This is a genomic window from Paraburkholderia sp. MM5482-R2 (assembly GCF_050436125.1).
In the GTDB taxonomy this organism is placed as follows: domain Bacteria; phylum Pseudomonadota; class Gammaproteobacteria; order Burkholderiales; family Burkholderiaceae; genus Paraburkholderia; species Paraburkholderia tuberum.
Genome location: NZ_JBNDLP010000001.1, coordinates 331,941 through 354,691 on the forward strand (window position 1 = coordinate 331,941; position 22,751 = coordinate 354,691).

Here is a 22,751-nt window from a genome sequence, read left to right on the forward strand (position 1 = left end):
CCACCGCACAGGCACGCGTAGTACCGACACAGGTCACCATCAAGTGGCTCGTCCGTCTCCAGTCGGTAATCGATAAAGAGTTCGCCGCCAGCCGTAATGTCCCGGATCGCGTGGTTGAACACGCGCCCCGCCTCCTCAACTGCCTCGCAGTTCGCCGAGCAGCAGTGATCAGCCAGCGCGCGCTGTTGCCCCCGCGGCTGCCGTCGATCACCCGGCCGTCCTCCAGCCCGAAAAAGAACGTGTGTCCCTCGATGCCGTCTCGCCGGTGCTGCGCGGGCGGCCCGTCGCCAGGAAATCACCTCACCCCTGTATTCCAACACGCGCTCCCCCGCTTTCAGCGTCCGCAGCGCGAACACTCCTTTCCCATGCACCGGCGATCGCTGTCATCGGCGATCTGAAAGTCGTCAAAAACTGACAGTGTGAAACTCACTGCGTGGAACCAACTTTTCTTGGTTCATTTTCTTCGGGGCCCGGTTTATCGAGAGCCTCAGTCTTCTTTATTTTTCCTCGCTCCATTCTCCTGCTTCCCGTGTGGTTGCCGCATTCTCAGCGGATTAGCCACTGAGGTCAGCCGCGGTCGCAGAGCCAGATTGACTATTTATCCCGCCCCTACCGCATCGCACAGTTCTCGGGCGAACGCAATGTAGGCTTGGGGCGTGACGGCGGATGTCATCTGCCATGCCGTGCGTTGAAATAGCAGCAGGCCCCCACGTTCACCCAGCCTCCTGAAACATCCCGTCCGCAAGTTCCGAAAGGCTGCCCGATTTGACTACGCTGCGCAACATCGCACACGGGGTTTCCTCTCATGCTTCGGCCTGATCCGGCAGCACTTCGCGCCGCCTCGACATCTGATGAATGCAGATCGACACCGGGCAGAATTGAAGGATCGCCTGGCGGCCCGGCGTCAATGGACAATGGCAGAATCTGGCGTCCGCATTTTTTGATTTGCAATCCTACTCTTTGTCAAAGATTTCACCTTTCCTCGACCAACTTGAGAAGGCCGTCCTCTCATATCAGCTTGCCACATCCGCCGTACCACGTAACGGATCTGCGCTCACGAGAACGTCGAAGGTTGTTGTAGGGAAAGAAAACTATAATGGCCCGGCCCATTCACTTCCGGATCGGCCGCATGATGTGTCCCTCTCATGCAGCGCAAGAGCATTGGGTGTCGTGGCCATCTGGCGCCGGCCCCCTTCTCCGCTCGAGCCGGTCCAACCTGTTCAGCCATGCATACCCCGTTCCGCTTTTCCTCCGCGGCTTTCGTGCTTGCGCTTGCGAGCGCACTGTCTGCGTGCTCGACACCGAAGCCGCTTTACCAGCAAGAACAGTTCGACGCAGGCGATAGCCCTTATATGCACAATTTCGCCGGGAAGGCAGAGCTCGCCTGCGAAGCCGCCCGCCGTGCGTTGCTCAGCCAGGGATATATCGCCAGTTCGACGAGGCCCGATTCGGTCGACGGCTCGAAAAATTTCCAGCCCACCGGCGATACGCATGCGGTGATTGAAATCCATGTGGTCTGTACAACCGACGACCCCAAAAGCAACAGCAGTATCGCGTACGTGAACGCAGTTCAGGATCGCTATGCGCTGAAGAAGAGCAACACGTCGGCGAGCGTCGGACTGAGCGTGTTCGGATCGCTGTCGCTGCCGATCGGCTCAAGCGATGACTCGATGGTGAAAGTTGCGAGCGAGACGATTCCTGCCGGCGTTTTCTATCAGCGTTTCTTTGCGCTAGTCGACCACTACCTGAAGGCCGACTCCGCCCAGCCGGACGCCGTCGCCGCCGCGGCAGCGCCGAAGGAGACGCTGCCGTCAATGAACGACGCCGTGCCGCCGATCGGGACAGCCCGGACAGGTAATGGTTCGGAGAAAGCGACGAGCGCCAGGTAAGGCGTCGACGGTATGGCGCGCCCGGACGTGTGCTCGAGCCGCGTTTGGTCCGCCCGCTTTCCCGGCCAGCATGCAGCGACGAAGAGGCGAACAGCCTGACGTGCCATGTTGCCGTGTACGGACCCGCCTGGCAGCACACGCGAGCCGCCGCGGTCGTCAGCCCGGTCGTAAACTTCGGCGCATAAACGGCGTCATGCTCGCGCTGTCCTAGCGCAGATCGGGCGGCCCTCGAAGTTGGGCCGCGGCAAGTGTCCGGAACAACGCTCAAGCCTGCATCATATTGGCTTGCGGGCTCATAGGGTGCGACATCTCAGTGACGGCGTGCGAAGGCCCGAAGAAGGGAATCTCCGTCCTGCGTAATTCGAGGCCGCACCGTACCGCCGGCAAGCTGCTCCATGGCGACGAGCTGGCGTTCGAGCAACGTGTCAAGTTCCTGCCGCTCGGCAATATGGTCGGCCGAGTCCCTGACGAGCATCAATGTCGCAAATTCATGGGCGCTGAGCATTCCTGTCTCCTGGTCGTTCGAGTAGGTGCCGTAGGGGATTGCGCCGGCTACTGGCCTGTGGGCCGTGCCTGCCCGGCTAAGGTCGCTGTCGGCGACGCATTACCGATGGCGCGTCTGGCTGCGATGGGCAGCGGGGAGTTGATGATAGAAGCAGGCTCGGGAGCGGAGCAATCCGGGTCGTCCCGCATATTGGACATATTGGAGGTCTTCCGCGCATGAAATAGCGTCACCCAGCTTCAACGCCGGCTGTCCCGTGCACAGTCGCGAGAGCACCCAACCGGCCTCACCTGATCAACCCGCCGCTCCACCGGTCACGGTCGCTCCAGAACGGACACCGCGGACAGGTTTCGCCGTCCGGATAGTCGATGCCTTCCTCATGCGGGCACCCGATGATGCGATCGACGGCGACGACCGAACGCGCACCATGCTGTTCAATGAACCGGACGACTGCTTCGGTGATTTCCGGATCGGTTCTCGCATCGGACGTTTCACAGAACCACCGCTCAACAGGATCAGCATTGGCGCCTTCGTACGCGACGATGCCGACGGCAACCTTCGTCGCCCGCCTGTCATCGGGCCCATAGCAGGCCACCGTTGCGACCGGGTAGCCGCAGAAGCCCTTGCGGCTTTTTTTCGCGAGCCTGTCCCGGTACCACTGCGCTTTCAATGTCATGTCGCCTCCGTACCTCCGCGCGACTTGCCGATGCGACTACGGCATCAGCGGTGATCGTGGCCGCCGATCGCCATACTCACCGGTGCTGCACTTTCCGTGTGGCCATGTACACGTCGAACAGGCCGGCATGCAGGCGACTGAGCGCCTGACGCAGACTGACGAGTTCGTGCTGGTCGCCGTCATGCTCCCGGCGCAGGATCTCGCCCAGCAGGACCGTGGCCCGCGATGCCGCAACCTCACGTTGCATCCGGGCGTCACCCAGCCGGCCTGCGAGCGCCGGCTTGACCACCAGCAGCCAGGCCGGGAACCACGCGTAATCGTCGATCTCGCCCGTGCCGGGGAACTCCGCATCAAAGCGCTGGCGCAGCGCGTCGAGCGACGCGTCGCCCAGTCCGGGCAGCAACGCCGCGAACCGTGCGGGCGCGAGCCACGCCAGTCCAGCGAGCAGTGGCCACGCGGCATCCAGACCATCAGCCCGGTAGCGCGCCTCCGTCATCCACGCGAAGGGTGCCGGGATGCGCCACCAGGACTCAATGCCCTCGACCGCTGCACGTGCAGCCGCCCAGTCGCCGGCCAGCAGCCAGAGCGGTGCGGCGTGGCTGTCGGCATGGTTCCCGGCACCGGCGCCGCGAAAGGCCAGCGGCGCGGCCCGCTGGGCGAGCGCTCGCCAGCATGGTGCGAGCCACGGCTGGACGCTCTGCGCGGGCAGCACGCGCCGGGCGGCGGGCACCACCCCGTCCTCCAGGTGACGGTGGGCGATGTCCAGCGCCGCATGGTCAGCAAAGGGCGCGGTCGATCCATTCCCGAGTTCGCGGACCAGCACGGTCATCGCGGGCAGCGCACCGTCGTCCGGGTATTCGCCGGCGAGCTGCGCCAGTGCCGTCCGCGCGGCCGCCACATCGCGCCTCTGCAACGGCGCCAGCACGTCGTTGCGCAACATCACGTCACGGCTGTCGGCGAAGATGTCGAGCTGCTGCATGGTCTGGGTCATCCCGTTCAGAAGAGCTGATCGTGAAGAGCGGTCAGACTAGCCCATTTCACCGCGCTGCGGAAGGTGCGGCCGTCCTCGTCCACCGATTCGATGATCACGCGCTGGCCGCTGGCTTCGGCGACCACCCGCACGATCCGCTCGCCGTAGCGCATCAGTGCGCTGATCGGCGGGCAAGCCGGGGCGTTGCGCCTTTTTCCCTAGCGGCTGTTTTTCTCCACCTCGCCTACCCCCGCCTGCGGCGCACCGTGGTCTTGCTGGCCGTCGCCGGTTCCGCCGGTGCGGCCGTTGCCTGACGCGACGTGCGTGTCACCGCCGCGCGGCCCGCAGTCGGGCGTGCAGGCGCGGCCTTCGGGCGGGCCGGGCGCGTATCCGCCTGACGAAGTGCCGCCAGCTGTTGCTGCAGCGTGACGTTCGTAGCCAGCACGGCATCGAGCCGTCCCTGCAAAACGCCCGCCTGGTGACGCGCGTCCCCGAGCTGCGCCTGCAGCGCCTCGACCGCCCGATGATGGTCCGCCTCGCGTCGGTCGGCCCGCTTCACCGCGGCATCGAGGTCCTTCTGCCGCTTCGCGGCCGTACCCCGCTCGCGGTCGATCTCCAGCAGCGCGCGCTTTTCCGACGCTCGCAGGCGCTCTTCGGCGCGCTCCGCGCTCTCGCGCAGTTTTTCCAGTTCCCGCGAGAAGCCTTCCCGCACCTTTGTGAGTTCGCGGTCGCGCGCGACCACCTCTTCCTTGAGCCGTCCGATCTCGGCCTCGAACGCCTGCCGTGCCGCGTGCCCCTCGGCCTGTGTCTTTTCCAGCCCGCGGACCTCGACCTGGGCGGCGAGCAGCGCGGCCGTACGCTGCTCAAGCGCCGTTTCGGTGCGTTCAAGTTCGCCGCGCGCCGCCGCGACGCGCTGCTCCGCGTCCGCGCGCTGCCCCTCCACTTCCGCGCGCAGCGCTTCGAGCTCCGCCTGCGCGGACGCGCTCGCCCGCGTCCAGAGCGTCGCGACCAGTTCGCCGACGGCCGCACCGAGATCGGCGGGCAGGTCCGGGTGGTCGATGCGCACGCGGCTTTTCTCGCGCAGTTCGGCCCAGAACTCGCCGAGCACCTGGGTCGGCGTGCTCATGCTGCCCCGCTTCACCAGCTGGTACAGCCGGTTCGCGGTCGGCGTGATGCCGAAGCGGAAGAATAGCAGCGCGCAGACCTCGCGGTACAGCTCGCGGGTCTTCGGGAATTCGGCCTTCAGGCGGTCAATTTCGGCGGCCAGGCGGGTTTCATCGGGCAGGGCGTCGGACATGGAAACGGTTTGCTTCTCGGGGCGCGAGGTGATGGCGGAATTCCGCCGGTCTCGCGTGGGCAGCCGCCCTGAAACCCAGCCGCAACGCGCCTCGCAGACAAATTCGACGATCTCAAAAAACCCGCAACCAGTTGAAGCACATCGTCGATCTGCCTGAGCCATTGGATGTCGCTGCTGTCGAGCAGGTTGTGAGGCCAGAAGCGCAGCGCAAGAATCAGGAACGACACGAACATCACGACGCCGACGAACGGATGCAGGATACGCGTCCACTGGCTACCCCCCGAAGAGCGCGGTGAGCCAGAACATCGACGGATGAAACAGCGCGAGCCCGGACAACGCGAGCAGCACGAAACTGATCGTGGTGATTCAGTGGTTCGTGCGCTCGTTAGCGGAATAACGCAGGATCCGGTTCGCGTCTGCCGTATTCTGGTCAGCTTTCATCGGAACTCTCCTTCGAGCGGTGCGCTTCGTCACGGGCGGCCGTTTCATCTTCTTCCGTGACTTCGTTTGGGCCGACGCGCGTGTAATGGAAGAACCCGGCAAGCGCCGCCAGCGCCATCGCACCCAATGCAAACGGCTTCGCCGCGCCCTTCCAGATGCCGACCAACGGACTGATGTGCGGATCGTCCGGCAGGCCGTGATACAGCGACGGCTGGTCGGCGTGATGCAGCACGTACATCACATGCGTGCCGCCGACGCCGGGCGGATCGTACAATCCGGCATGCTCGAAGCCGCGTTCCTTCAGGTCCTCGATGCGTTCCGCCGCGTGCTGCTTCATGTCTTCCTTGGTGCCGAACACGATCGCACCGGTCGGGCATGTCTTCACGCACGCCGGCTCCTGGCCCACCGCGACACGATCGGAACACAGCGTGCATTTATACACACGATGATCCCGCTTCGAAATGCGCGGAATGTTGAACGGACAGCCGGTGATGCAATAGCCACAGCCAATACAGTTTTCCTGATGGAAATCGACGATGCCGTTCGTGTACTGGACGATCGCACCCGGCGAAGGACACGCCTTCAGGCAGCCGGGATCGTCGCAATGCATGCAGCCGTCCTTGCGGATCAGCCATTCGAGGTTGCCATCCGGGGTTTCATATTCGGCGAAGCGCATCACCGTCCACGAGTGCTCCGTCAGGTCGGGCGGGTTGTCATAGACGCCGACGTTCGTGCCGATTTCGTCGCGCAGGTCGTTCCACTCCATGCATGCCGTCTGACATGCCTTGCAGCCGATGCACTTCGTGACGTCGATCAGCTTCGCAACGCTGCCCGTAGCCGGCTCGCGCACTGTCGGCGGCTGCACCGTGGTGGCCGACACGCGCCTGATATCGAGCGATTGCAGTGCCACCGTGTTCTCCTTTCGCGTATTCAGGCTTTCTCGACTTTCACGAGGAAAGACTTGAATTCCGGCGTCTGCGTATTGCCGTCGCCAACCACTGGCGTGAGCGTATTGATCAGATAGCCCGGCTTCGCGAGTCCCTTGAAGCCCCAATGCAACGGAATGCCGACGGTCTGCACCTTCTTCCCGTCAATCATCAGAGGTTTGATGCGTTTGGTGACCACGGCAACCGCAACGATGTGTCCGCGATTAGACGACACCTTCACGCGGTCGCCCGCCACCACACCGACCTCCTTCGCGAGATCCTCGCCGATCTCGACGAACTGCTCCGGCTGGATGATCGCGTTCAGCCGCACGTGCTTGGTCCAGTAGTGAAAATGCTCGGTGAGCCGATAGCTCGTCGCCGTGTGCGGGAAGTCCGCCGCCTTGCCGAACGCCGCGCGATCGTTCGGGAACACACGGGCGGCCGGGTTGCTCGTTGCCTGGGCATTTTGGGGATGCAGCGGGTTGTAGCCGAGCGGCGTCTCGAACGGCTCGTAGTGCTCAGGGAACGGACCTTCGGCCATGGCGTCACGCGCAAAAAAGCGCGCGACGCCTTCCGGGTTCATGATGAACGGCCCCATGCCGGTTTCGGGCGGCTCGTCCGCCTTGTAGTCCGGCACGTCGGCGCCGCTCCACGTCTTGCCGTTCCAGCCGATCAGCTTGCGCGTCGGATCGAACGGCTTGCCGTTGACGTCGCACGATGCGCGGTTGTACAGGATGCGCCGGTTCGCCGGCCACGCCCACGCCCAGCCAAGCGTCTGGCCGATGCCCGTCGGGTCTGCATTGTCCCGTCGCGCCATCAGGTTGCCAGCCTGCGTCCATGCTCCGCAGAAGATCCAGCAGCCGCTCGCCGTGCTGCCGTCGTCCTTCAGTTGCGCGAAGCCCGCGAGCTGCTCGCCCCTCTTCACGAGCACCTTGGTCGCGTCCTTCGGGTCCGTCAGGTCTGCCAAAGCCTTGCCGCTGAATTCCATCGCCATTTCTTCCGGCGTCGGTGCCGACGGAGCCGCATAGGGCCAGCTGAGATTGACCACCGGGTCCGGGAATTTGCCGCCCTGATCCTGGTACAGCCTGCGGATCCGCACAAACAGGCTCCCCATGATCTCCAGATCCGTCTTCGCCTCGCCCGGCGGCTCGGCACCCCGCCAGTGCCATTGCAGCACGCGCCCGGAGTTGACGAGCGAGCCGTTCTCTTCGGCAAAGCAGCTTGTCGGCAGCCGGAACACTTCGGTCTGGATCTTCAACGCATCAACGTCGTTGAACTCGCCATGGTTCTTCCAGAACTCCGACGTCTCGGTCGCGAGCGGGTCCATGATGACGAGCCACTTCAGCTTCGAAAACGCGACGGTCATCTTCGCCTTGTTCGGCGCAGCGGCAAGCGGGTTGAAGCCCTGAGCGATGTAGCCGTTCATCTTGCCCTGAGACATCAGTTCGAACACCTGCAACATGTCGTACGGCTTGTCGAGCTTGGGCAGATAGTCGAAACCCCAGTTGTTCTCGGCGGTCGCCGCTTCGCCCCACCACGCTTTCATCAGACTAACGAAGAAGCCCCGATAGTTTTTCCAGTAGCTCAACTGGTTCGGCCGCAACGGCTGCGCTGCGCGCTTTGCGACGTAGGCGTCGTAATCCTGCTCGGCTTGCAACGGCAGCGTCATGTAGCCCGGCAGCAGGTTCGACAGCAGGCCGAGATCGGTCAGCCCCTGGATGTTCGAGTGGCCGCGCAACGCGTTCATGCCGCCGCCCGCAATGCCGATATTACCCAGCAGCAGCTGTACCATCGCGCCCGTGCGGATCATCTGCGAACCGACCGAGTGCTGGGTCCAGCCAAGCGCATACATGATGGTAGCGGCGCGCGTCGGCGACGCGGTCGAGGCGAGCATTCCGCACACCTTCAGGAACTTGTCCTTAGGTGTACCGCAGGTCTTCTCGACCATCTCCGGCGTGTAGCGCGAGTAGTGCTGCTTCAGCAGGTTGTAGACGCAACGAGGGTGTTGCAGCGTCGTGTCGACCTTCACGAAGCCGTCGTCGCCCAACTCGTAGTCCCACGTCGATTTGTCCGGATAGCCGTGCTTCCCGGCGTCGTAGCCGGAAAAGATGCCGTCGTTGAACGCGAAATCCTCGCGCACGATGAACGGCAGGTCCGTGTAGTTCTTCACATACTCGTGCTGGATCTTGTCGTTCGTCAGCAGGTAATTGATGATCCCGCCGAGGAACACGATGTCGGTGCCGGTGCGAATCGGCGCGTAGTAGTCAGCGACAGATGCTGTACGCGTAAAGCGCGGATCGACCACGATCAGGCGCGCCTTGCGGTGTGCCTTCGCTTCGGTGACCCATTTGAAACCGCATGGGTGCGCCTCGGCAGAATTGCCGCCCATCGCCAGAATGACGTCCGCGTTCTTGATGTCGACCCAGTGGTTCGTCATCGCTCCACGGCCAAACGTCGGGGCAAGACCTGCCACCGTCGGGCCGTGTCAGACACGCGCCTGGTTGTCGAATGCAAGCATCCCCAGACTGCGGACCACCTTGTGCGTCAGGTATCCAGATTCGTTGCTGCTTGCCGATGCGGCCAGCATGCCCGTCGTGAGCCACCGGTTGACCTTGTTGCCATCGTTCGTCGTTTCGACGAAGTTGGCATCGCGGTCTTCCTTCATCAGCCTGGCGATGCGGTTGAACGCGTCATCCCACGAGATGCGCTGCCACCGGTCGGAACCAGGCGCACGGTATTCCGGGTGCTGGAGACGGCTTGGACTGTGAATGAAATCGATCAGGCTCGCGCCCTTCGGACACAGCGTGCCACGATTGACCGGGTGGTCGGGGTCGCCTTCGATATGGATGATGCTGGCTTTGGCGTTCTTCGCGCCATCGCCAAGGCTGTACATCAGGACCCCGCAACCGACTGAACAATACGGACACGTATTGCGGGTTTCAGTGGTACGCGCCAGCTTGTACTGCCGCACCTCCGCGAGCGCTGGTTCCGGCGAGAAGCCCATCAGGGCGATACTCGATCCGGCCAGCGATGTGGCGGTGAGTTTCAGGAACTGGCGCCTCGTCAAGTTGGCCATGGTAGCGGCCCTCGAACGTGGACGTTGCACCAATTACCAGTATAGATAGCGACTTTAGAAATTTCCGTCGGGGCGGCAGCGGATAAACCCTCACGTGGCATGGCAGACGCGACGGCGACGGAGGAGTGTTCGCTCGCTGAGGATGCCGAAGCGGTTCGCCAGTGCGTGGACAACAGCACGGCCGCGTGACTCGATCCGGTCTGTACGGCAATGCCCGTGGCGGTCATTCGTCGGCTGTCGTGCAGCGCCGGATCGGCGCCGCACGCAAGCCATCTGGCAGTTCGCGTGAGGCTGAGCAAGCGCGAATGTCACCTTCGTCGCGATCGGCGAGGCGATGCACGCACGCTCATTGCCGATAAGGTCCCATTGGGTCGGCGGGCCGACCACGAGGCCACGCTACTCCGGCGCCCATTCGCCGGCCGAGTGCTATCTGAAACAGCATTCTCATGGGCCAGCAGAGATCAGATCCCGTTCAACGGGTGGTAATCGCCACCTACGAAGCTAAAATTGTTAGTAGGACCATTGAAATGGGCAGACTGCAGGCGCGTCGCATCAGGCGCGCGGAGATCGGCCTCAAATCGCAATGAGCACGAAGGCACGTTTTCCGGTCCAACTGCGGCGCGCGCGTCGCAGTTGGCGCAAGTTTGCGCTTGAAGTGACGGCACGCGCCATGGGAGCGGCATCGACGCTCTCCCGCGCGATCGTCTGGAACGGCACGCCCGCCAGTACAAGAGCTGACGTGCCTGAGCTACCGCGCCGGCCGGTCCCACCGCCTCGCGAGCGCGGCACCTGTCGTGCATTTGCACTCGCCGTAGCGATGCACGTAGTGCTGGCAGCGTTCCTGTTCTCCGGCGCACACTGGCAGAAAAACACACCGGCCGGCACGACGGTAGCCGTGGCTGACCGGTCAACGTTGGCTCCATCGTGGTTGCCTGTGCCTTCCGTGACGGAGGAGCCCATGCGACCCGCGGCCCGCGACGAAAATGCTCATATCAATGTCGCGTCGCAGTCGGAAATGCACCGGTATCGGCAAACGGTGCGTCAGGCCCAACCGGCCAAACGGCCACGACAAGCGCCTGCTGTCCGAACCCTGGTGGGGAAGGCGGGAGAAAAAGCCGCGCAGAAGGCAGACAGTTCGGCCGATAGACAACACGAGGAACGCCTCGCCGCATTGCTGGCATTGGCAGCGGACGTATCGTCGGGTAACGACCTGAAGCCTGACACCGTCGCAACGGCGTCGCCGGGTTACGCAGACCGGGTCAGACGGCGGGTGCGCCCGAACGTCGTGGCGCCGACTGACATCAATGGAAACCTGTCGTCGGTCATTGCCGTGAGATGCGCCCCCGATGGGTCGCTTTTGAGCGCCACAATGCAGCGCTCGAGCGGCAACCTCGAATGGGACATCGCCGCGTTGAGCGCGGTGGAGAAATCCAACCCGATGCCGCGGGATGTTAACGGCAGCACACCGTCGAGCTTTCTGATCACATTTCGGCCGAAAGGCTGATTCCGATTCGCCAGATCACGGTTGAACGGCTTGTGGGCGTCGTCCAGGGCGATACACCGGCCGCGGCTATGGGCGACCCTGTTTCTGAGCTTTTTCTTAAACGGGTCGTGTTCCGTGATTTCTGTAGGGAATACGGTGGTAGGAAGCACCCGAGGTATGACCGGGATTCATTGTTACCTGCAGATGCAGGTAATCACGAATCCCGGGCAAGCCTCAAGGTCACGCAACGGTGCGAGCGACTGGCGAGGCGGCTGGCCGACGGCAAGGTCGTGAGCATCATCATCGACAGCACGGGGATGAGTTTCGGCCCGGCCAGTGAATGGTACGAGCAGAAGTACGGCAAAAAGGCGGCGAAAACGCCGTAGCGCAAGATGCACTTGTCGATCGACGCTGACATTAACGTTCATGCGATCGTCATTACTGGCACGGACGTTTCGGATAGCGAAGGGATGGACCGGGTGCTACCGGCCGATATCCCGGCTGACCGCGTGATTGCCGACGGTGCTTACTACAGCATCGAGCGAGGCGAAGCGCTGTCGCGCTCAGGCGTGCTCCCCGTTATTCCCCCGCCTTCTCACGCGGTGGAGCATGGTGAAGAAAAGACTCAGTGGCACGACGAGGTCGTGGGCTACATCAGGGAAAAAGGCATTTATGCGTTCCACAAGAAATATGACTATGGGCAGCGCTCGCTGGTCGAAGCGCAGATCTCCCGGATCAAGCGATGCATCGGCCCGACCTTGCTGACACGAAAAATCGGGTCGCAGGAACGCGAGGGCGTGATCATCGCGAACATCCTTAACCGGTGGAACTCGTTTGGCAGGCCCGTTTCCTTCAAAAATGGATAGTTGCGTCCGTAGTATGGAAACTCGGACCCTTCCGAACAAAGCCAAGCTGCTAGAGGCTCTAACCAAAACGGTAAGTAGCCGGTTGTTCCCTTCCGCAGTGGGAACACGTCGTCGTGAGCGCTACCGGGGGAGAGGCAAACGCTAAACGGACAGGCACAACGCAGTCAGATCTGGCGCGCCTAGTGGCGATAAGCGGGTTACTCAGCGACGCCGGCAAGGTGCTCGATGTTGTCCTCAATCCGTCCTCGCGCCTCTGCCTCGGCATCAGCGCCCGTTCTTGCGATCAGCGGGAAAACGAGTCCGTTGCCTTTGAACTCGTGATTGAAATGCACCCACGACTCGTAAGCAAACACACCGGATTCCGAGTGGGCGACGTTAAGCACCACGTCGTAGGTACGCCGCAGACCCTGTTGACGTGTGTATTGAAATTTGTACACCTCCGAATGAAGCATGGCAACCTCCGTGTTACTTTCGAGGAATCCGAGCATGACGGCCTACGACAACGCGGTCGACCCGAACTGCGCGCAAGACCCTAGGCACAGCCCGACGAAAAGGCGGTGCACGGCGATACCGCTACATCGCGTCGATCCGGCGCTCCGCGTCGAAACGAGCCTCTTCGATCGCCTGCTCCTGACTTCTCGCAGGCGTCTCGTGGTTTCTCCAGTACACGGGGGGCTTGCTCATCGTATATGCCCAGTCCCACGTCCCGTCCTTCTGTTCGGTCACGTACACGCTGTAGTTGACTGCCTTGAACGTGAAATTGTGGCTAGCCATGAAGGCCTCATTCTGGGGTTTCGAGAAATCGTAGGACGCTTACAAAGCGGAGTTCGCGTCGCACCATTCGACCGCCCATCGTTTGGCAGCTTCAATTGCACGCGCGTCGGAAGGATAGTCGCCAAGGTCGCCCGAATACTTCACCTCAAGCTTTTCATGACCCACCGAGGCGCGTCGATAGATCTTCGCGCGGGCGTAGTAGTGGCCACCTTCATCCAGCGGCGACGCGTCGATGTGAAACTGCTTATAGTCGAATTGCATCTCCGCCTCCGAAAGGGTTCCTTACTCGTCGTCTCGCTGGACAATCTGCGGACGGCCTTCCGCCTCATCGCCGACGTTCACCAACTTGTTCCGGTAGTCGCAGCCTGGACAAATGAAAAAAAGCCCGTCCTCATCGATTTTGGGCTCGACCTCGCCGGGGGCAAACTGCGCATTGCAGTTTCGACAGGTCCACACGTCTGCCTCCGTCTGATATTGGTGAAATCCTAGCATGAGCGCCATCATCAGCGAATGCGGCAGCTACCGCTATATCCTGACGCGCGCGGCAGATTCGATGTGTCCGATGAAGACCGCCGCAGTTTTCGTGATGCTCAACCCGAGCACTGCGGATGAAGAGCAGGACGATCCCACAATTCGCCGGTGCCGCGGTTTCGCGCGCCTATGGGATTGCAACGGCATCTCGGTAGCTAACCTTTACGCTCTTCGCTCGACGGACCCGGCAGGACTCTGGGTGCATCCGGATCCAGTCGGTCCAGACAACGACGCGCACCTTTGCCAGATCGCTTCAATCGAAACTCGCAACCAGTTGTCGGCATTGGGCGAATCTCATGCGAGGTCCAATAGTCGTTCGGCGCTTTGAGTGTTATAGCAGATCTCTTCTGTTAGACCGGTGGGTCTTTCTTGACGTCGGAAGTTGCGCAGAGCTCGCAGCGACGATGTCTGACACGTGGCAAGCGCTACACCCCGGCACTCACGGGTGTCGAGGTTTTTCGTTGTGAAGCGATGCGCTCGCGCATTCCGGAATCAAGGCCATTGCATCATTAATGCGACGGTTAATGCGACGCGCGCTGGTAGCCACTTCCATGCGGTGAAGTGGCCCGAGCCGGGCATCCTCATTCAGACGTCAGTCAGCTGTATCAGCGCATGCCGCCGCGATTGGGCGACGAGCTCGGGGGCTGCGCCTGACACGCGGCGGGCCGGGCGCGCCCTGTCCGACCGCGCGTGCGCGGGCGTAGAATTGCAGCACGTCAGGCAACAGGGGCGGCACGGTGAAACCAGTCATGCTGCGCTGGCTGCGCACCCTGATTCCAGCAATTGCTCTGGTGTGGATGCCTTGCGGCATTCACGCGGCCGACGATTTTGCGCCCCGTCGTGCGAAAATGATCAACGACATCGCGGATCTCACGGCCGAAACCTTCTCCGCAACCGGCAGACCCGCCATCGATCCGCGCGTGCTCGACGCGATGGACCAGGTGCCCCGCCACCAGTTCGTCCGGCCTGGCGAGGAGCGCGACGCCTACGAGAACCGGCCGCTTCCCATCGGCTATGGCCAGACCATTTCGCAGCCGTACATTGTCGCGCTGATGACCGACCTGATGATGATCAAGCCCACTGATGTCGTGCTGGAGGTCGGCACCGGCTCTGGTACCAGGCGGCGATCCTCTCGACACTCGCGCGAGCGGTATATACGATCGAAATCATCGAGCCTTTGGGGAAGGGGGCACAGGAGCGCCTGCAGCGGCTCGCGTACAAGCGGGTGAACACCACGGTGGGAGACGGCTATTACGGGTGGGAAGCCCACGCACCCTACGACGCCATCATCGTCACCGCCGCGGCGAGCCATGTCCCTCCGCCTCTCGTGCGGCAGTTGAAGCCGGGCGGCAGGATCGTCATTCCAGTAGGCGCGCAGTTTCTGACGCAGTATCTGCTGCTTATCACGAAGGCGAACGACGGGACCGTTTCCACACGCCAGGTTCTGCCCGTCAGCTTCGTGCCGCTCGTCGGGCACTGATCCTGCGCGGGAATCAGGCGACGCAAAGGGACCACGCGCCCCATCAGCATGGACTAAGCGTCCCCCTCCCCCACCCCTTCAGGTAGACGCAATCATGCCCGCCGCGCCGTTGTTCGCCCTCTCCCTGCTCTCGGCCGCGGTGCTTGGTTACGAGCTCCTGTTGATGCGACTCTTTTCGATCATTCAATGGCATCACTTCGCGTACATGATGATCAGCGTCGCCCTGCTGGGTTACGGAGCAGCCGGCGCGATGGTTGCGCTGGCGCAACGCTGGCTCGCGCCCCGGTTCGCAGCCGTGTTCGTCGGCAGCGCATTTCTGTTCGGCGTTCTTTCGGTTGCCTCGTGTCGCTTTCACTCAGCGTGTCGCGTTCAACCCGCTGGAGATTCTGTGGGATCCGCGCGAACCTTTGCGCCTGCTCCTGATCTATCTGCTCCTCTTCGTTCCTTTCTTTTGCGCCGCGACCAGCGTCTGTCTCACGTTCACGCGGTTCAACGATCAGATTCCCCGCATTTACAGTTTCGACATCGGCGGGGCGGGCTTGGGCAGCATCGCAATCATTGGCGTGCTATTCGCGCTCCGGCCACTGGATGCGCTACGGTTACTGGGTGCTGCGGGCATTGCGGCAGCGGCGCTGGCATGTGTCGAATGCCGCTGGCACCGGCCGTGGTTGCCGGCCCTCTTGCTCGGCGCCGCGACCGTGTTGGCCGTCGGCCTGCCGCGCGACTGGCTCGCATTGCGGCCGTCGGAGTACAAGGAACTGAGCCAGGCCCTGCGCATCAAGGACGCGCACGTGGTCGCCGAAAGCCCGAGCCCGCTGGGTCTCGTCACGGTGGTGGAGAGCCCCTTGATTCCTTTCCGGCATGCGCCCGGGCTGAGCCTCAACGCGACGATGGAGCCGCCGCTGCAACTCGGCGTGTTTACCTCAACGGCGCTCGCCTGGTGACAGGGACGGCCGTACATGAAGCGGAAGAGATTGCGCGGCTGGCGCGGGCGGCCGGCGGCAATCTCCCGAAAGCCAAAACCGCCCCTTGAAGTTCAGTTGGCGAAATTACGCCGGAAACAGCGACCATGCGCCTGCGGGAAAGTCAGTCAACAGCGAGTTCAGCCGCTCGTCGTTGCACACGAAAAACAGCGCAAATTGCGCCCGGTCATGAAGGACGCGACGAGTATGACAAAACTGTCGAAGGCGGTTTTGAGGGCGCGGAGCAAGTTGGATCCCGATCGTTCGCCGCTGCGACCGAATGAGACTAGGATGAAGTGCGGCGCTCGACCTTGTGCACGCTTCCGGGGCGATGGCAACTCACGCGGGATTACTTTCCTGAAGGTAGCGCCGCACACCGGACGGCCATCAGAACGCGCGCCCACGTGTGCTTTGCTCTGGGTCCTAGGGTGACCGGTGGTCACCACTTCGCTAGACGGATCCACGATGTCTCTGTTGAACAGACGAGGGGCCGACGATGAGACTGATCGAACCCGATGAACGCCAGGACTTCGTGGCGGCCTTGCAGCGCCGCGGTCTGGCAGAAAGTGATTTCGAATTCCTGGAAACGGATACGACTGACCCAAAAGGCGACGAGAACTTCGGTCTGCAGGGCTATGTCACCGTAACCCGGCTATCGATACGGATTACTCGGGAATACCCCATCGGATACGAAGCCGACTGGGTTCAGCATTTCAGCCATGATCTCGACGCAGGCGTCTTTGCCACGCCGGCATAATACTCCGCATGCCATTGGGCTGCGCCAGCCGCTGCTCGCGTTTAGGCTACCGTCGTTGCTGGCAATTTCTCTGTTGGGTCGATCGACCCAACACGTGTCACTCGAAATGCACTGGACGAATGTGTGGATAAGAATGGCCGGCCAGTCGCGGATTTCCGCTTCTGATCGATGCGGGCGATGGCGGACTTCTGCGGTCGCCACACGGCGCTCCGTGATTCCGCGAATGTATTCTCCCTAAAGGACGGCACCCGCCAAACCGATCTCCGCTGAACGACCACTGCCAGGCGCAAATTCCTCGAAGTATTGAACGAATTCTCCGGCGGCCAGCCCTACCCTATCTCCTGTCAAGCGCCTGTCAAGCGCTTGTGAATCACAATCGAGAGTCCTATGACTTCTGTTCTGCTGCTCGAAAACATTCACGATACAGCGGTCGGCCGTTTCGCAGAAGCGAAGCTGGAGATTGAGCGGCGTAGCGGCGCGCCCGTCGGCGACGATCTGTGCGCTGCACTGCAGGCTCATGAACTCGTCGGCATTCGCTCGGCCACCCATCTGCATCGTCACGAAATCAACGCCGCGCAACATCTACTTGCAATCGGCTGCTTTTGCATCGGGACTTCGCAGGTCGATCTGAACGCGGCGGCGCAGGCCGGCATTCCGGTGTTCAATGCGCCTTTCTCGAACACGCGATCGGTCGCCGAACTCGTGATTGCCGAGGCGATTCTGTTACTGCGGCGCGTTCCGGAAAAGAGCGCGCTCGCGCACACAGGGAAGTGGGCCAAAGGCTCGAGCGGTTCGTTCGAAGCGCGTGGCAAGACCATTGCGATTGTCGGCTACGGCAACATCGGATCGCAAGTTGGTGTGCTTGCGGAGGCGATGGGCATGCGAGTGGTCTACTACGACGTGCATGCCAAACTGTCTATCGGGTCCGCGCGCGCGGCGCAATCGCTGGTCGATGCCGTTTCGCAGGCCGACGTCGTCACGCTGCATGTGCCGGCGACGGCGCGGACCAATCGGATGATCGATGCCGAAGCACTCGCTCATTTCAAAATGGGTGCGGCCTTGATTAATGCATCGCGTGGTTCGGTTGTTGACATCGATGCGCTCGCTCACGCGCTGAAGGAGAGGCGCCTCGGCGGCGCGGCGATCGATGTCTTCCCGGAAGAGCCGAAAGCCAACGCGGATGTTTTTGATAGCGTGCTGCAACAACTGCCAAACGTGATTCTGACGCCGCACATCGGTGGGAGCACGGAGGAAGCTCAGGAGAATATCGGGACGGAGGTCGCCACCAAACTGATCTCGTTCCTGACCACTGGAGCTACGGAAGGCGCGGTGAATTTCCCACATGTCAGTCCGGGACCGCTATCGGCGCCGGCACGCTTGCTGAACGTGCACGTCAATGTGCCGGGGGCGCTCGCGACGCTCAACACGCGCCTGGCTGGCGAGGGCTCAAACATAGTCGCGCAACATCTTCAGACGAAGGGCGAGACGGGCTATGTTGTGACGGATCTGGACCGCGTGCCGTCGAAGGGACTGATCGAGTCGCTCTCAATCGCACCCGGGTTTGTTCGGTCCCGGTTGTTGATGAAGTCCGGCAAGTAAGTGCAGGCGTTTGCTTCGAAGATGTGCTCCAGCCCTGGGCCCGCGCGTGCATATGGTCCACGTAGACGACGTCCACTACTTCGGATCGGACACAAAATACACGCGCGTTGTCAGTGACGACATTGAAGGCCTGGTCCGGCCGTCGCTCAAGGAACTGCTCCTGCAACTCGACGAGCGCCAGTATCTGCAAAGGTTGTGTCGCGCTAAGGATGATCAGGAAAGGCCAGATGAAGAACAGCGGCGTCCCCCGAACCGCCGCCGATCAGTTCTATTCTTTGGTGGCGTAAGGACTCCTTGTCATTGCGGAACTTTCTTGCCTTGCCAATCTATCGCGACACAACCATCGCGACAGCCCCAACCCACAGTCCAATCATTGACACAGCCATGGCAGCCTCCCTACCGGATCACGACACCATATTTCTATTCTAGGCGATGCACTCCCGGCTCGATGCTGCGTTGCGTGAGGTCAAATCGACCGTGCGTCTACGATCTCGATTCGCGGTACGCATTTCTCGAAGCGTCGCTAGTGAGGCCGGTCCCGAAGCCAAATGTCAAACCGTCAATGCCCGTGCGTCACCGCGTTCGTGATTGGAGATCAGAGCAGAAAACATGTAGCCTGCTCCATCTCCTTCCTCCATGAGACGCCTCGAAAAAGAAACGATAGGCTTCCAGGTTGCCGCGTGTTGTAAATGCCGGAGGCAAGTTGCGCATTCTGACAAGCGAAGGACTTGTGCCGTTGACTGGCGGCCTGAAGCAGGCTGCTGCGCAGATTCGGTGTGAGAGCGCGGTCTGGTTTAAATGAGGAAGTCGAGCCGGACTGCGGCGCCGCTGAGCGGGGCGTTTTCCCTTGAACGCATCGAGATCTGGGCCTGACGCAGCCTTGCTGTCGATCGTCGACTGTGAGTCATCGGATATGCCGAGCTTGCGATCACGATAAAGGCGCAAAACTTTAGGCATGCCATTCTTATCCATGACGAACGGCTGGGCGCTCTTCTCAAAGCCATGTCTTCATGGTGGCACGTCGGTTCGGCTTGCAACCGACCAGATCGGTCAGTTCTTGGGCAGTCAGGTGGTCGCTCATGCCGGATTGCCTTTCCGCTAGGCATCGATTGGCACATCGAACTGCGTTTTGCAGCTCGGGCATTTAACTGGTTCGAATTTGTCTTGAGCCGGCAACGCCGCGAGCGGCTGCTCCTTGCCGGCCAAGTAGCAGACTGGGCACGGAAAGGCCTCGTGCGACTTCAGTCTGTGCCACCGATCAACGAAGCGGTCGACATCATGCGCGGACGCGCCGATCGCCTCGAGATGATCAAGCAGCACGTGAAATAGAGCGGGATTCTGCATTATGGCCTCCGAAGCTATTCCGGATCAATGTCGAATGTCGTGTGGATTCAGGCGTCCGCATCGCGCGCGGCTTCCCGCGTTTCAACCTCCCGCGCAAGTTCCTCTTCGGTCTGATGCTGCTCGGCCGACTCCGGATCATCCCCTATGGGAGATCAACATGTTCGGAAACGGCGACAGATCGGCTTCTAGTTCTTCGTCGTCTCACTCTACCAGCACATCCGGTTACCGTGACAATGCCGTCGCTCGCCGTACCGGCCTTCAGCTGGAGCAGCGCGTGGTGCCTTGTCACGGATATTGGGCTGCGTGCCAAACCCTCGTCATGGTGACTATACTGAAGGAGGTCGCTTGATCCACGCGCGCCTCGTTCAGGCGATCGGCGCAGGATGTCAACGCGAATATGTCTGGCCGCGGGGAGAAACGTATGTTCAAGCATCTGCTGGTGCCGACCGATGGTTCGGCCCTCTCCGAAGCCGCCATTCAAATGACGGTGACGCTCGCCATGGAAAGTGGCGCCAAAGTTACGGGCCTCCATGTCATCCCGGAATTTCATGTCCTCGCGTATGGCACCGAGATGATCGCGGACACCGAGGAGCGAGTCGTCCAGGCCACCCGACAGCATGCGGATGACTACCTCGCGGTCATCGCAAAAGCGGCTGCGCAAGCAGGTGTCGAGTGCGATACGGTTGCTACGAACCGCGCCCACCCGTACGAGGCGATTATCAGCGTTGCAGCACAACGAAATTGTGATCTCATCGTCATGGCGTCTCACGGACGAAGCGGTATGCGCGCGTTGTTACTCGGCAGCGAGACCCAGAAGGTCCTGACGCACAGTCAGATCCCGGTCCTCGTCGTCCGGCAGTCGACGCAAACCGGCCCATCCGGCACCCCAGCAACCGCATCAAGGCCTTCTCCTCCCTAGCGTTTGCGTTCGGCGCCGCGTTGTCGCGCACTGGTATCGGCACAAGCCTGAACGCCGCGAACGCGCAAGCGACGTTGAACGGTCTCTATTTTGTCGGGGGCCGGCAGCACGTCGATCACCACACGCGCATCGATCACACAGAGCCGCAGGGCACGAGTCGCGAACATTACCGCGGGGTGCTCGACGGCGCAGCGCGCGGCGTGTTCAACGGGCGCGTCATCGTGCATCGCGATGCACAGCAAACGGACACGCATCAGGCGAATCACAACCTGCTGCTGTCACGCGATGCGGAAATCGACACGAAGCCGCAACTCGAGATCTACGCCGACGACGTGAAATGCACACACGGCGCGACGGTCGGTCAACTGGACGACAGTCAGCTGTTCTATTTACGTGCTCGGGGAGTCGAAGAGCGCGTGGCACGGGCGCTACTGACCTACGCATTTGCGCGCGACATTGTCGAACGTGTGCGCATCGATTCGCTGCGTGGCCGGCTCGAAGACCTGCTGCTCGCACGGACTCCGGAAGGCGAGCGCATCAGGGAGTTGCTATGAAGCCGATCGAACAGATGCAGACGCCCGATCCGCGCAATGTCGCGCATTGGCGAGCCGATTTTCCTATTCTGGGCGAGCGCGTGCATGGTCGGCCATTGGTCTATCTCGACAATGGCGCCACTACGCAAAAACCCGCCGCGGTCATCTACGCGGAAAACGCTTACTACCGGCATAGCAACGCCAACGTGCACCGCGGCGTGCATCTGCTGTCGCAGCGCGCGACCGATTCATTCGAGGCAGCACGCGCGAAGATCGCGCGCTTCATCAATGCGCAGCGTCCGGAGGAGATCGTGTTCGTGCGTGGCACGACCGAAGCGATCAATCTCGTCGCCCAGAGCTATGCGCGCCCGCGGATCAAGCCCGGCGACGAGATCCTGATCAGCGCAATGGAGCACCATTCGAACATTGTGCCGTGGCAGCTGGTCTGTGAGCAGACGGGCGCGGCGCTGAAAGTCGTGCCGATCGACGATACGGGCGCGCTCGATGCCGACGCGTACGAGCGCTTGTTCAGTGAACGTACGCGGCTGGTCGCGATGACGCACCTGGCCAACGCGCTCGGCAGCATCAATCCGGTCGAGCGCATCGTTGCGAGGGCGCACGCGCGGGGCGTGCCGGTACTGCTGGATGGCGCGCAGGCGATTGCGCATCTGCCAGTCGACGTCCGTGCGATAGATTGCGATTTCTACGCGTTTTCCGGGCATAAAGTGTACGGACCGACTGGCATTGGCGTGCTATACGCCAGGGCCGCACTGCTTGAAGCGATGCCGCCGTGGCAGGGCGGCGGCGACATGATCCGCTCGGTAACGTTCGAGAAAACGGAATACAACGAGATTCCGTGGAAGTTCGAGGCGGGCACGCCGAACATTGCCGGTGCAATTGCGCTGGGCGCGGCGCTCGACTATGTCGACAGCCTCGGAATGGAAGTCATCGCCGCGCACGAGAACGAGCTGCTTGCCTATGCAACGGATGCATTGCGGGTGATACCGGGCTTGCGTTTCATCGGTAGCGCACGCGACAAGGCAAGCATTCTGTCGTTCGTGCTCGACGGCGTGCATGCCCATGACGTCGGCACGATTCTCGATCATCACGGCATCGCCGTGCGTGCAGGCCATCATTGCGCGATGCCGGTGATGCAGCGTTTCGGCGTACCGGCGACCGTGCGCGCGTCGCTCGCCCTCTACAACACGCACCAGGATATCGACGCTCTGGTCGAAGGTCTCGGCAGGGTCAGGGAGCTATTCGGAACATGAACGATCTGCGCGAGCTGTATCAGGAAGTCATTTTCGACCACTACCGGCGGCCGCGTAACCGTCATGGACTGTCCGGTGCCAATCACACGGCTGAGGGCTATAACCCGCTGTGCGGCGACCGGATTACGCTTTATCTGCGAATCGAGGACGGCATCGTCAAGGAGGCGAGTTTCGAAGGCGCAGGCTGTGCAATTGCGACAGCGTCGGCGTCGCTAATGACGGAGGCGCTGAAAGGCAAATCGGAAGCGGAGGCCGAAGCGCTGTTCGGGCGCTTTCACGACATGGTGACAACACCCGCTGCAGGGCAGGTGGCAGCCGCGTCGGAGATGGGCAAGCTGGCGGTGCTGTCCGGCGTGCGTGAATTTCCCGAGCGTGTGAAATGCGCGACGCTGGCCTGGCATACGCTGCATGCCGCACTGCACGACGAGGATCGCCCCGTTTCGACAGAGTGAGGC

Annotated in this window: 20 protein-coding genes and 6 pseudogenes; 14 read left to right on the forward strand and 12 right to left on the reverse strand. The window is 61.9% G+C overall.

What is annotated here, in order from left to right; genetic code table 11:
- Positions 1–125: 125 nt before the first annotated feature.
- A pseudogene (locus OKW37_RS01480) lies at positions 126–371 on the reverse strand (SET domain-containing protein-lysine N-methyltransferase); the annotation flags it as partial.
- Positions 372–1,226: 855 nt separating this feature from the next.
- On the opposite strand from OKW37_RS01480, the pseudogene OKW37_RS01485 reads away from it, so the two are divergent.
- Positions 1,227–1,832 (forward strand): annotated as a pseudogene (locus OKW37_RS01485) (DUF2242 domain-containing protein); the annotation flags it as partial.
- 367 nt (positions 1,833–2,199) lie between these two features.
- Here the strand turns inward: OKW37_RS01485 and OKW37_RS01490 are convergent.
- From OKW37_RS01490 to fdnG, 8 genes and pseudogenes are all read right to left on the reverse strand, one after another.
- Positions 2,200–2,394 (reverse strand): hypothetical protein, encoded by a 195-nt coding sequence (locus tag OKW37_RS01490; protein WP_187639394.1) that lies wholly within the window; start codon positions 2,392–2,394, stop codon positions 2,200–2,202.
- Between the two features lie 283 nt (positions 2,395–2,677).
- Positions 2,678–3,067 carry a hypothetical protein gene (locus OKW37_RS01495; protein ID WP_429401570.1) on the reverse strand — a complete coding sequence of 130 codons (390 nt, stop codon included), beginning with the start codon at positions 3,065–3,067 and terminating at the stop codon, positions 2,678–2,680.
- Positions 3,068–3,143: 76 nt separating this feature from the next.
- Entirely contained in the window at positions 3,144–4,046 is a 903-nt protein-coding gene (locus tag OKW37_RS01500; protein ID WP_429401572.1) for a hypothetical protein, read from the reverse strand.
- Between the two features lie 17 nt (positions 4,047–4,063).
- The gene (locus OKW37_RS01505; protein WP_429401574.1) at positions 4,064–4,210 is read right to left on the reverse strand and encodes a hypothetical protein; all 147 of its coding nucleotides are present in this window, start codon (positions 4,208–4,210) and stop codon (positions 4,064–4,066) included.
- A 71-nt stretch (positions 4,211–4,281) separates the two neighbouring features.
- Positions 4,282–5,334 carry a DNA-binding protein gene (locus OKW37_RS01510; protein WP_429401576.1) on the reverse strand — a complete coding sequence of 351 codons (1,053 nt, stop codon included), beginning with the start codon at positions 5,332–5,334 and terminating at the stop codon, positions 4,282–4,284.
- A 134-nt stretch (positions 5,335–5,468) separates the two neighbouring features.
- Positions 5,469–5,700: pseudogene (locus tag OKW37_RS01515) on the reverse strand (formate dehydrogenase cytochrome b556 subunit); the annotation flags it as partial.
- 64 nt (positions 5,701–5,764) lie between these two features.
- The gene (fdxH, locus tag OKW37_RS01520) at positions 5,765–6,685 is read right to left on the reverse strand and encodes a formate dehydrogenase subunit beta (protein WP_429401578.1); all 921 of its coding nucleotides are present in this window, start codon (positions 6,683–6,685) and stop codon (positions 5,765–5,767) included.
- A gap of 20 nt (positions 6,686–6,705) precedes the next feature.
- Positions 6,706–9,777, reverse strand: coding sequence for a formate dehydrogenase-N subunit alpha (gene fdnG, locus OKW37_RS01525; protein WP_429401580.1), 3,072 nt, complete (start codon positions 9,775–9,777; stop codon positions 6,706–6,708).
- Between the two features lie 583 nt (positions 9,778–10,360).
- Between fdnG and tolA the strand changes: the two genes are divergently transcribed.
- The 3 genes from tolA to OKW37_RS01540 all read left to right on the forward strand — a co-directional run bounded on the left by tolA (position 10,361) and on the right by OKW37_RS01540 (position 12,126).
- The gene (gene tolA, locus OKW37_RS01530) at positions 10,361–11,281 is read left to right on the forward strand and encodes a cell envelope integrity protein TolA (RefSeq protein ID WP_429401582.1); all 921 of its coding nucleotides are present in this window, start codon (positions 10,361–10,363) and stop codon (positions 11,279–11,281) included.
- A gap of 68 nt (positions 11,282–11,349) precedes the next feature.
- Positions 11,350–11,646: a hypothetical protein gene (locus OKW37_RS01535; protein ID WP_429401583.1), complete on the forward strand. Its 297-nt coding sequence runs from the start codon at positions 11,350–11,352 to the stop codon at positions 11,644–11,646.
- A 12-nt stretch (positions 11,647–11,658) separates the two neighbouring features.
- The gene (locus OKW37_RS01540) at positions 11,659–12,126 is read left to right on the forward strand and encodes a transposase (protein ID WP_429401585.1); all 468 of its coding nucleotides are present in this window, start codon (positions 11,659–11,661) and stop codon (positions 12,124–12,126) included.
- A gap of 197 nt (positions 12,127–12,323) precedes the next feature.
- Here OKW37_RS01540 and OKW37_RS01545 read toward each other — a convergent pair whose 3' ends face one another.
- The 3 genes from OKW37_RS01545 to OKW37_RS01555 all read right to left on the reverse strand — a co-directional run bounded on the left by OKW37_RS01545 (position 12,324) and on the right by OKW37_RS01555 (position 13,161).
- A complete protein-coding gene (locus tag OKW37_RS01545; protein WP_121315165.1) occupies positions 12,324–12,578 on the reverse strand; it encodes a hypothetical protein in 255 nt (84 codons plus the stop codon).
- 121 nt (positions 12,579–12,699) lie between these two features.
- A complete protein-coding gene (locus OKW37_RS01550) occupies positions 12,700–12,900 on the reverse strand; it encodes a hypothetical protein (protein WP_429401587.1) in 201 nt (66 codons plus the stop codon).
- 39 nt (positions 12,901–12,939) lie between these two features.
- Positions 12,940–13,161, reverse strand: a complete 222-nt coding sequence (locus tag OKW37_RS01555; protein ID WP_429401589.1) for a hypothetical protein — start codon at positions 13,159–13,161, stop codon at positions 12,940–12,942.
- A gap of 229 nt (positions 13,162–13,390) precedes the next feature.
- On the opposite strand from OKW37_RS01555, the gene OKW37_RS01560 reads away from it, so the two are divergent.
- The 10 genes and pseudogenes from OKW37_RS01560 (at position 13,391) to sufU (ending at position 22,748) form a co-directional block, all read left to right on the forward strand.
- Positions 13,391–13,759: a DUF1643 domain-containing protein gene (locus tag OKW37_RS01560; RefSeq protein WP_429401591.1), complete on the forward strand. Its 369-nt coding sequence runs from the start codon at positions 13,391–13,393 to the stop codon at positions 13,757–13,759.
- A 604-nt stretch (positions 13,760–14,363) separates the two neighbouring features.
- Positions 14,364–14,911: pseudogene (locus tag OKW37_RS01565) on the forward strand (protein-L-isoaspartate(D-aspartate) O-methyltransferase).
- Positions 14,912–15,318: 407 nt separating this feature from the next.
- The gene (locus tag OKW37_RS01570; RefSeq protein WP_429509748.1) at positions 15,319–15,855 is read left to right on the forward strand and encodes a hypothetical protein; all 537 of its coding nucleotides are present in this window, start codon (positions 15,319–15,321) and stop codon (positions 15,853–15,855) included.
- Positions 15,856–16,369: 514 nt separating this feature from the next.
- Positions 16,370–16,630 (forward strand): transcriptional regulator, encoded by a 261-nt coding sequence (locus OKW37_RS01575; protein WP_429401595.1) that lies wholly within the window; start codon positions 16,370–16,372, stop codon positions 16,628–16,630.
- 387 nt (positions 16,631–17,017) lie between these two features.
- Complete coding sequence (gene serA, locus OKW37_RS01580; protein ID WP_429401597.1) at positions 17,018–18,229, forward strand: phosphoglycerate dehydrogenase; 1,212 nt, start codon at positions 17,018–17,020, stop codon at positions 18,227–18,229.
- A gap of 206 nt (positions 18,230–18,435) precedes the next feature.
- A pseudogene (locus OKW37_RS01585) lies at positions 18,436–18,516 on the forward strand (IS6 family transposase); the annotation flags it as partial.
- A 1,478-nt stretch (positions 18,517–19,994) separates the two neighbouring features.
- Positions 19,995–20,492, forward strand: coding sequence for a universal stress protein (locus OKW37_RS01590; protein WP_121318972.1), 498 nt, complete (start codon positions 19,995–19,997; stop codon positions 20,490–20,492).
- Positions 20,480–21,046, forward strand: a pseudogene (locus tag OKW37_RS01595) (SufB/SufD family protein); the annotation flags it as partial. The gene OKW37_RS01590 and the pseudogene OKW37_RS01595, both read left to right, overlap by 13 nt.
- Positions 21,043–22,296, forward strand: coding sequence for a SufS family cysteine desulfurase (locus OKW37_RS01600; RefSeq protein ID WP_429401599.1), 1,254 nt, complete (start codon positions 21,043–21,045; stop codon positions 22,294–22,296). The pseudogene OKW37_RS01595 and the gene OKW37_RS01600, both read left to right, overlap by 4 nt.
- Positions 22,293–22,748, forward strand: a complete 456-nt coding sequence (sufU, locus tag OKW37_RS01605; protein ID WP_018435887.1) for a Fe-S cluster assembly sulfur transfer protein SufU — start codon at positions 22,293–22,295, stop codon at positions 22,746–22,748. Before OKW37_RS01600 ends, sufU begins: the two co-directional genes overlap by 4 nt.
- Positions 22,749–22,751 lie beyond the last annotated feature (3 nt).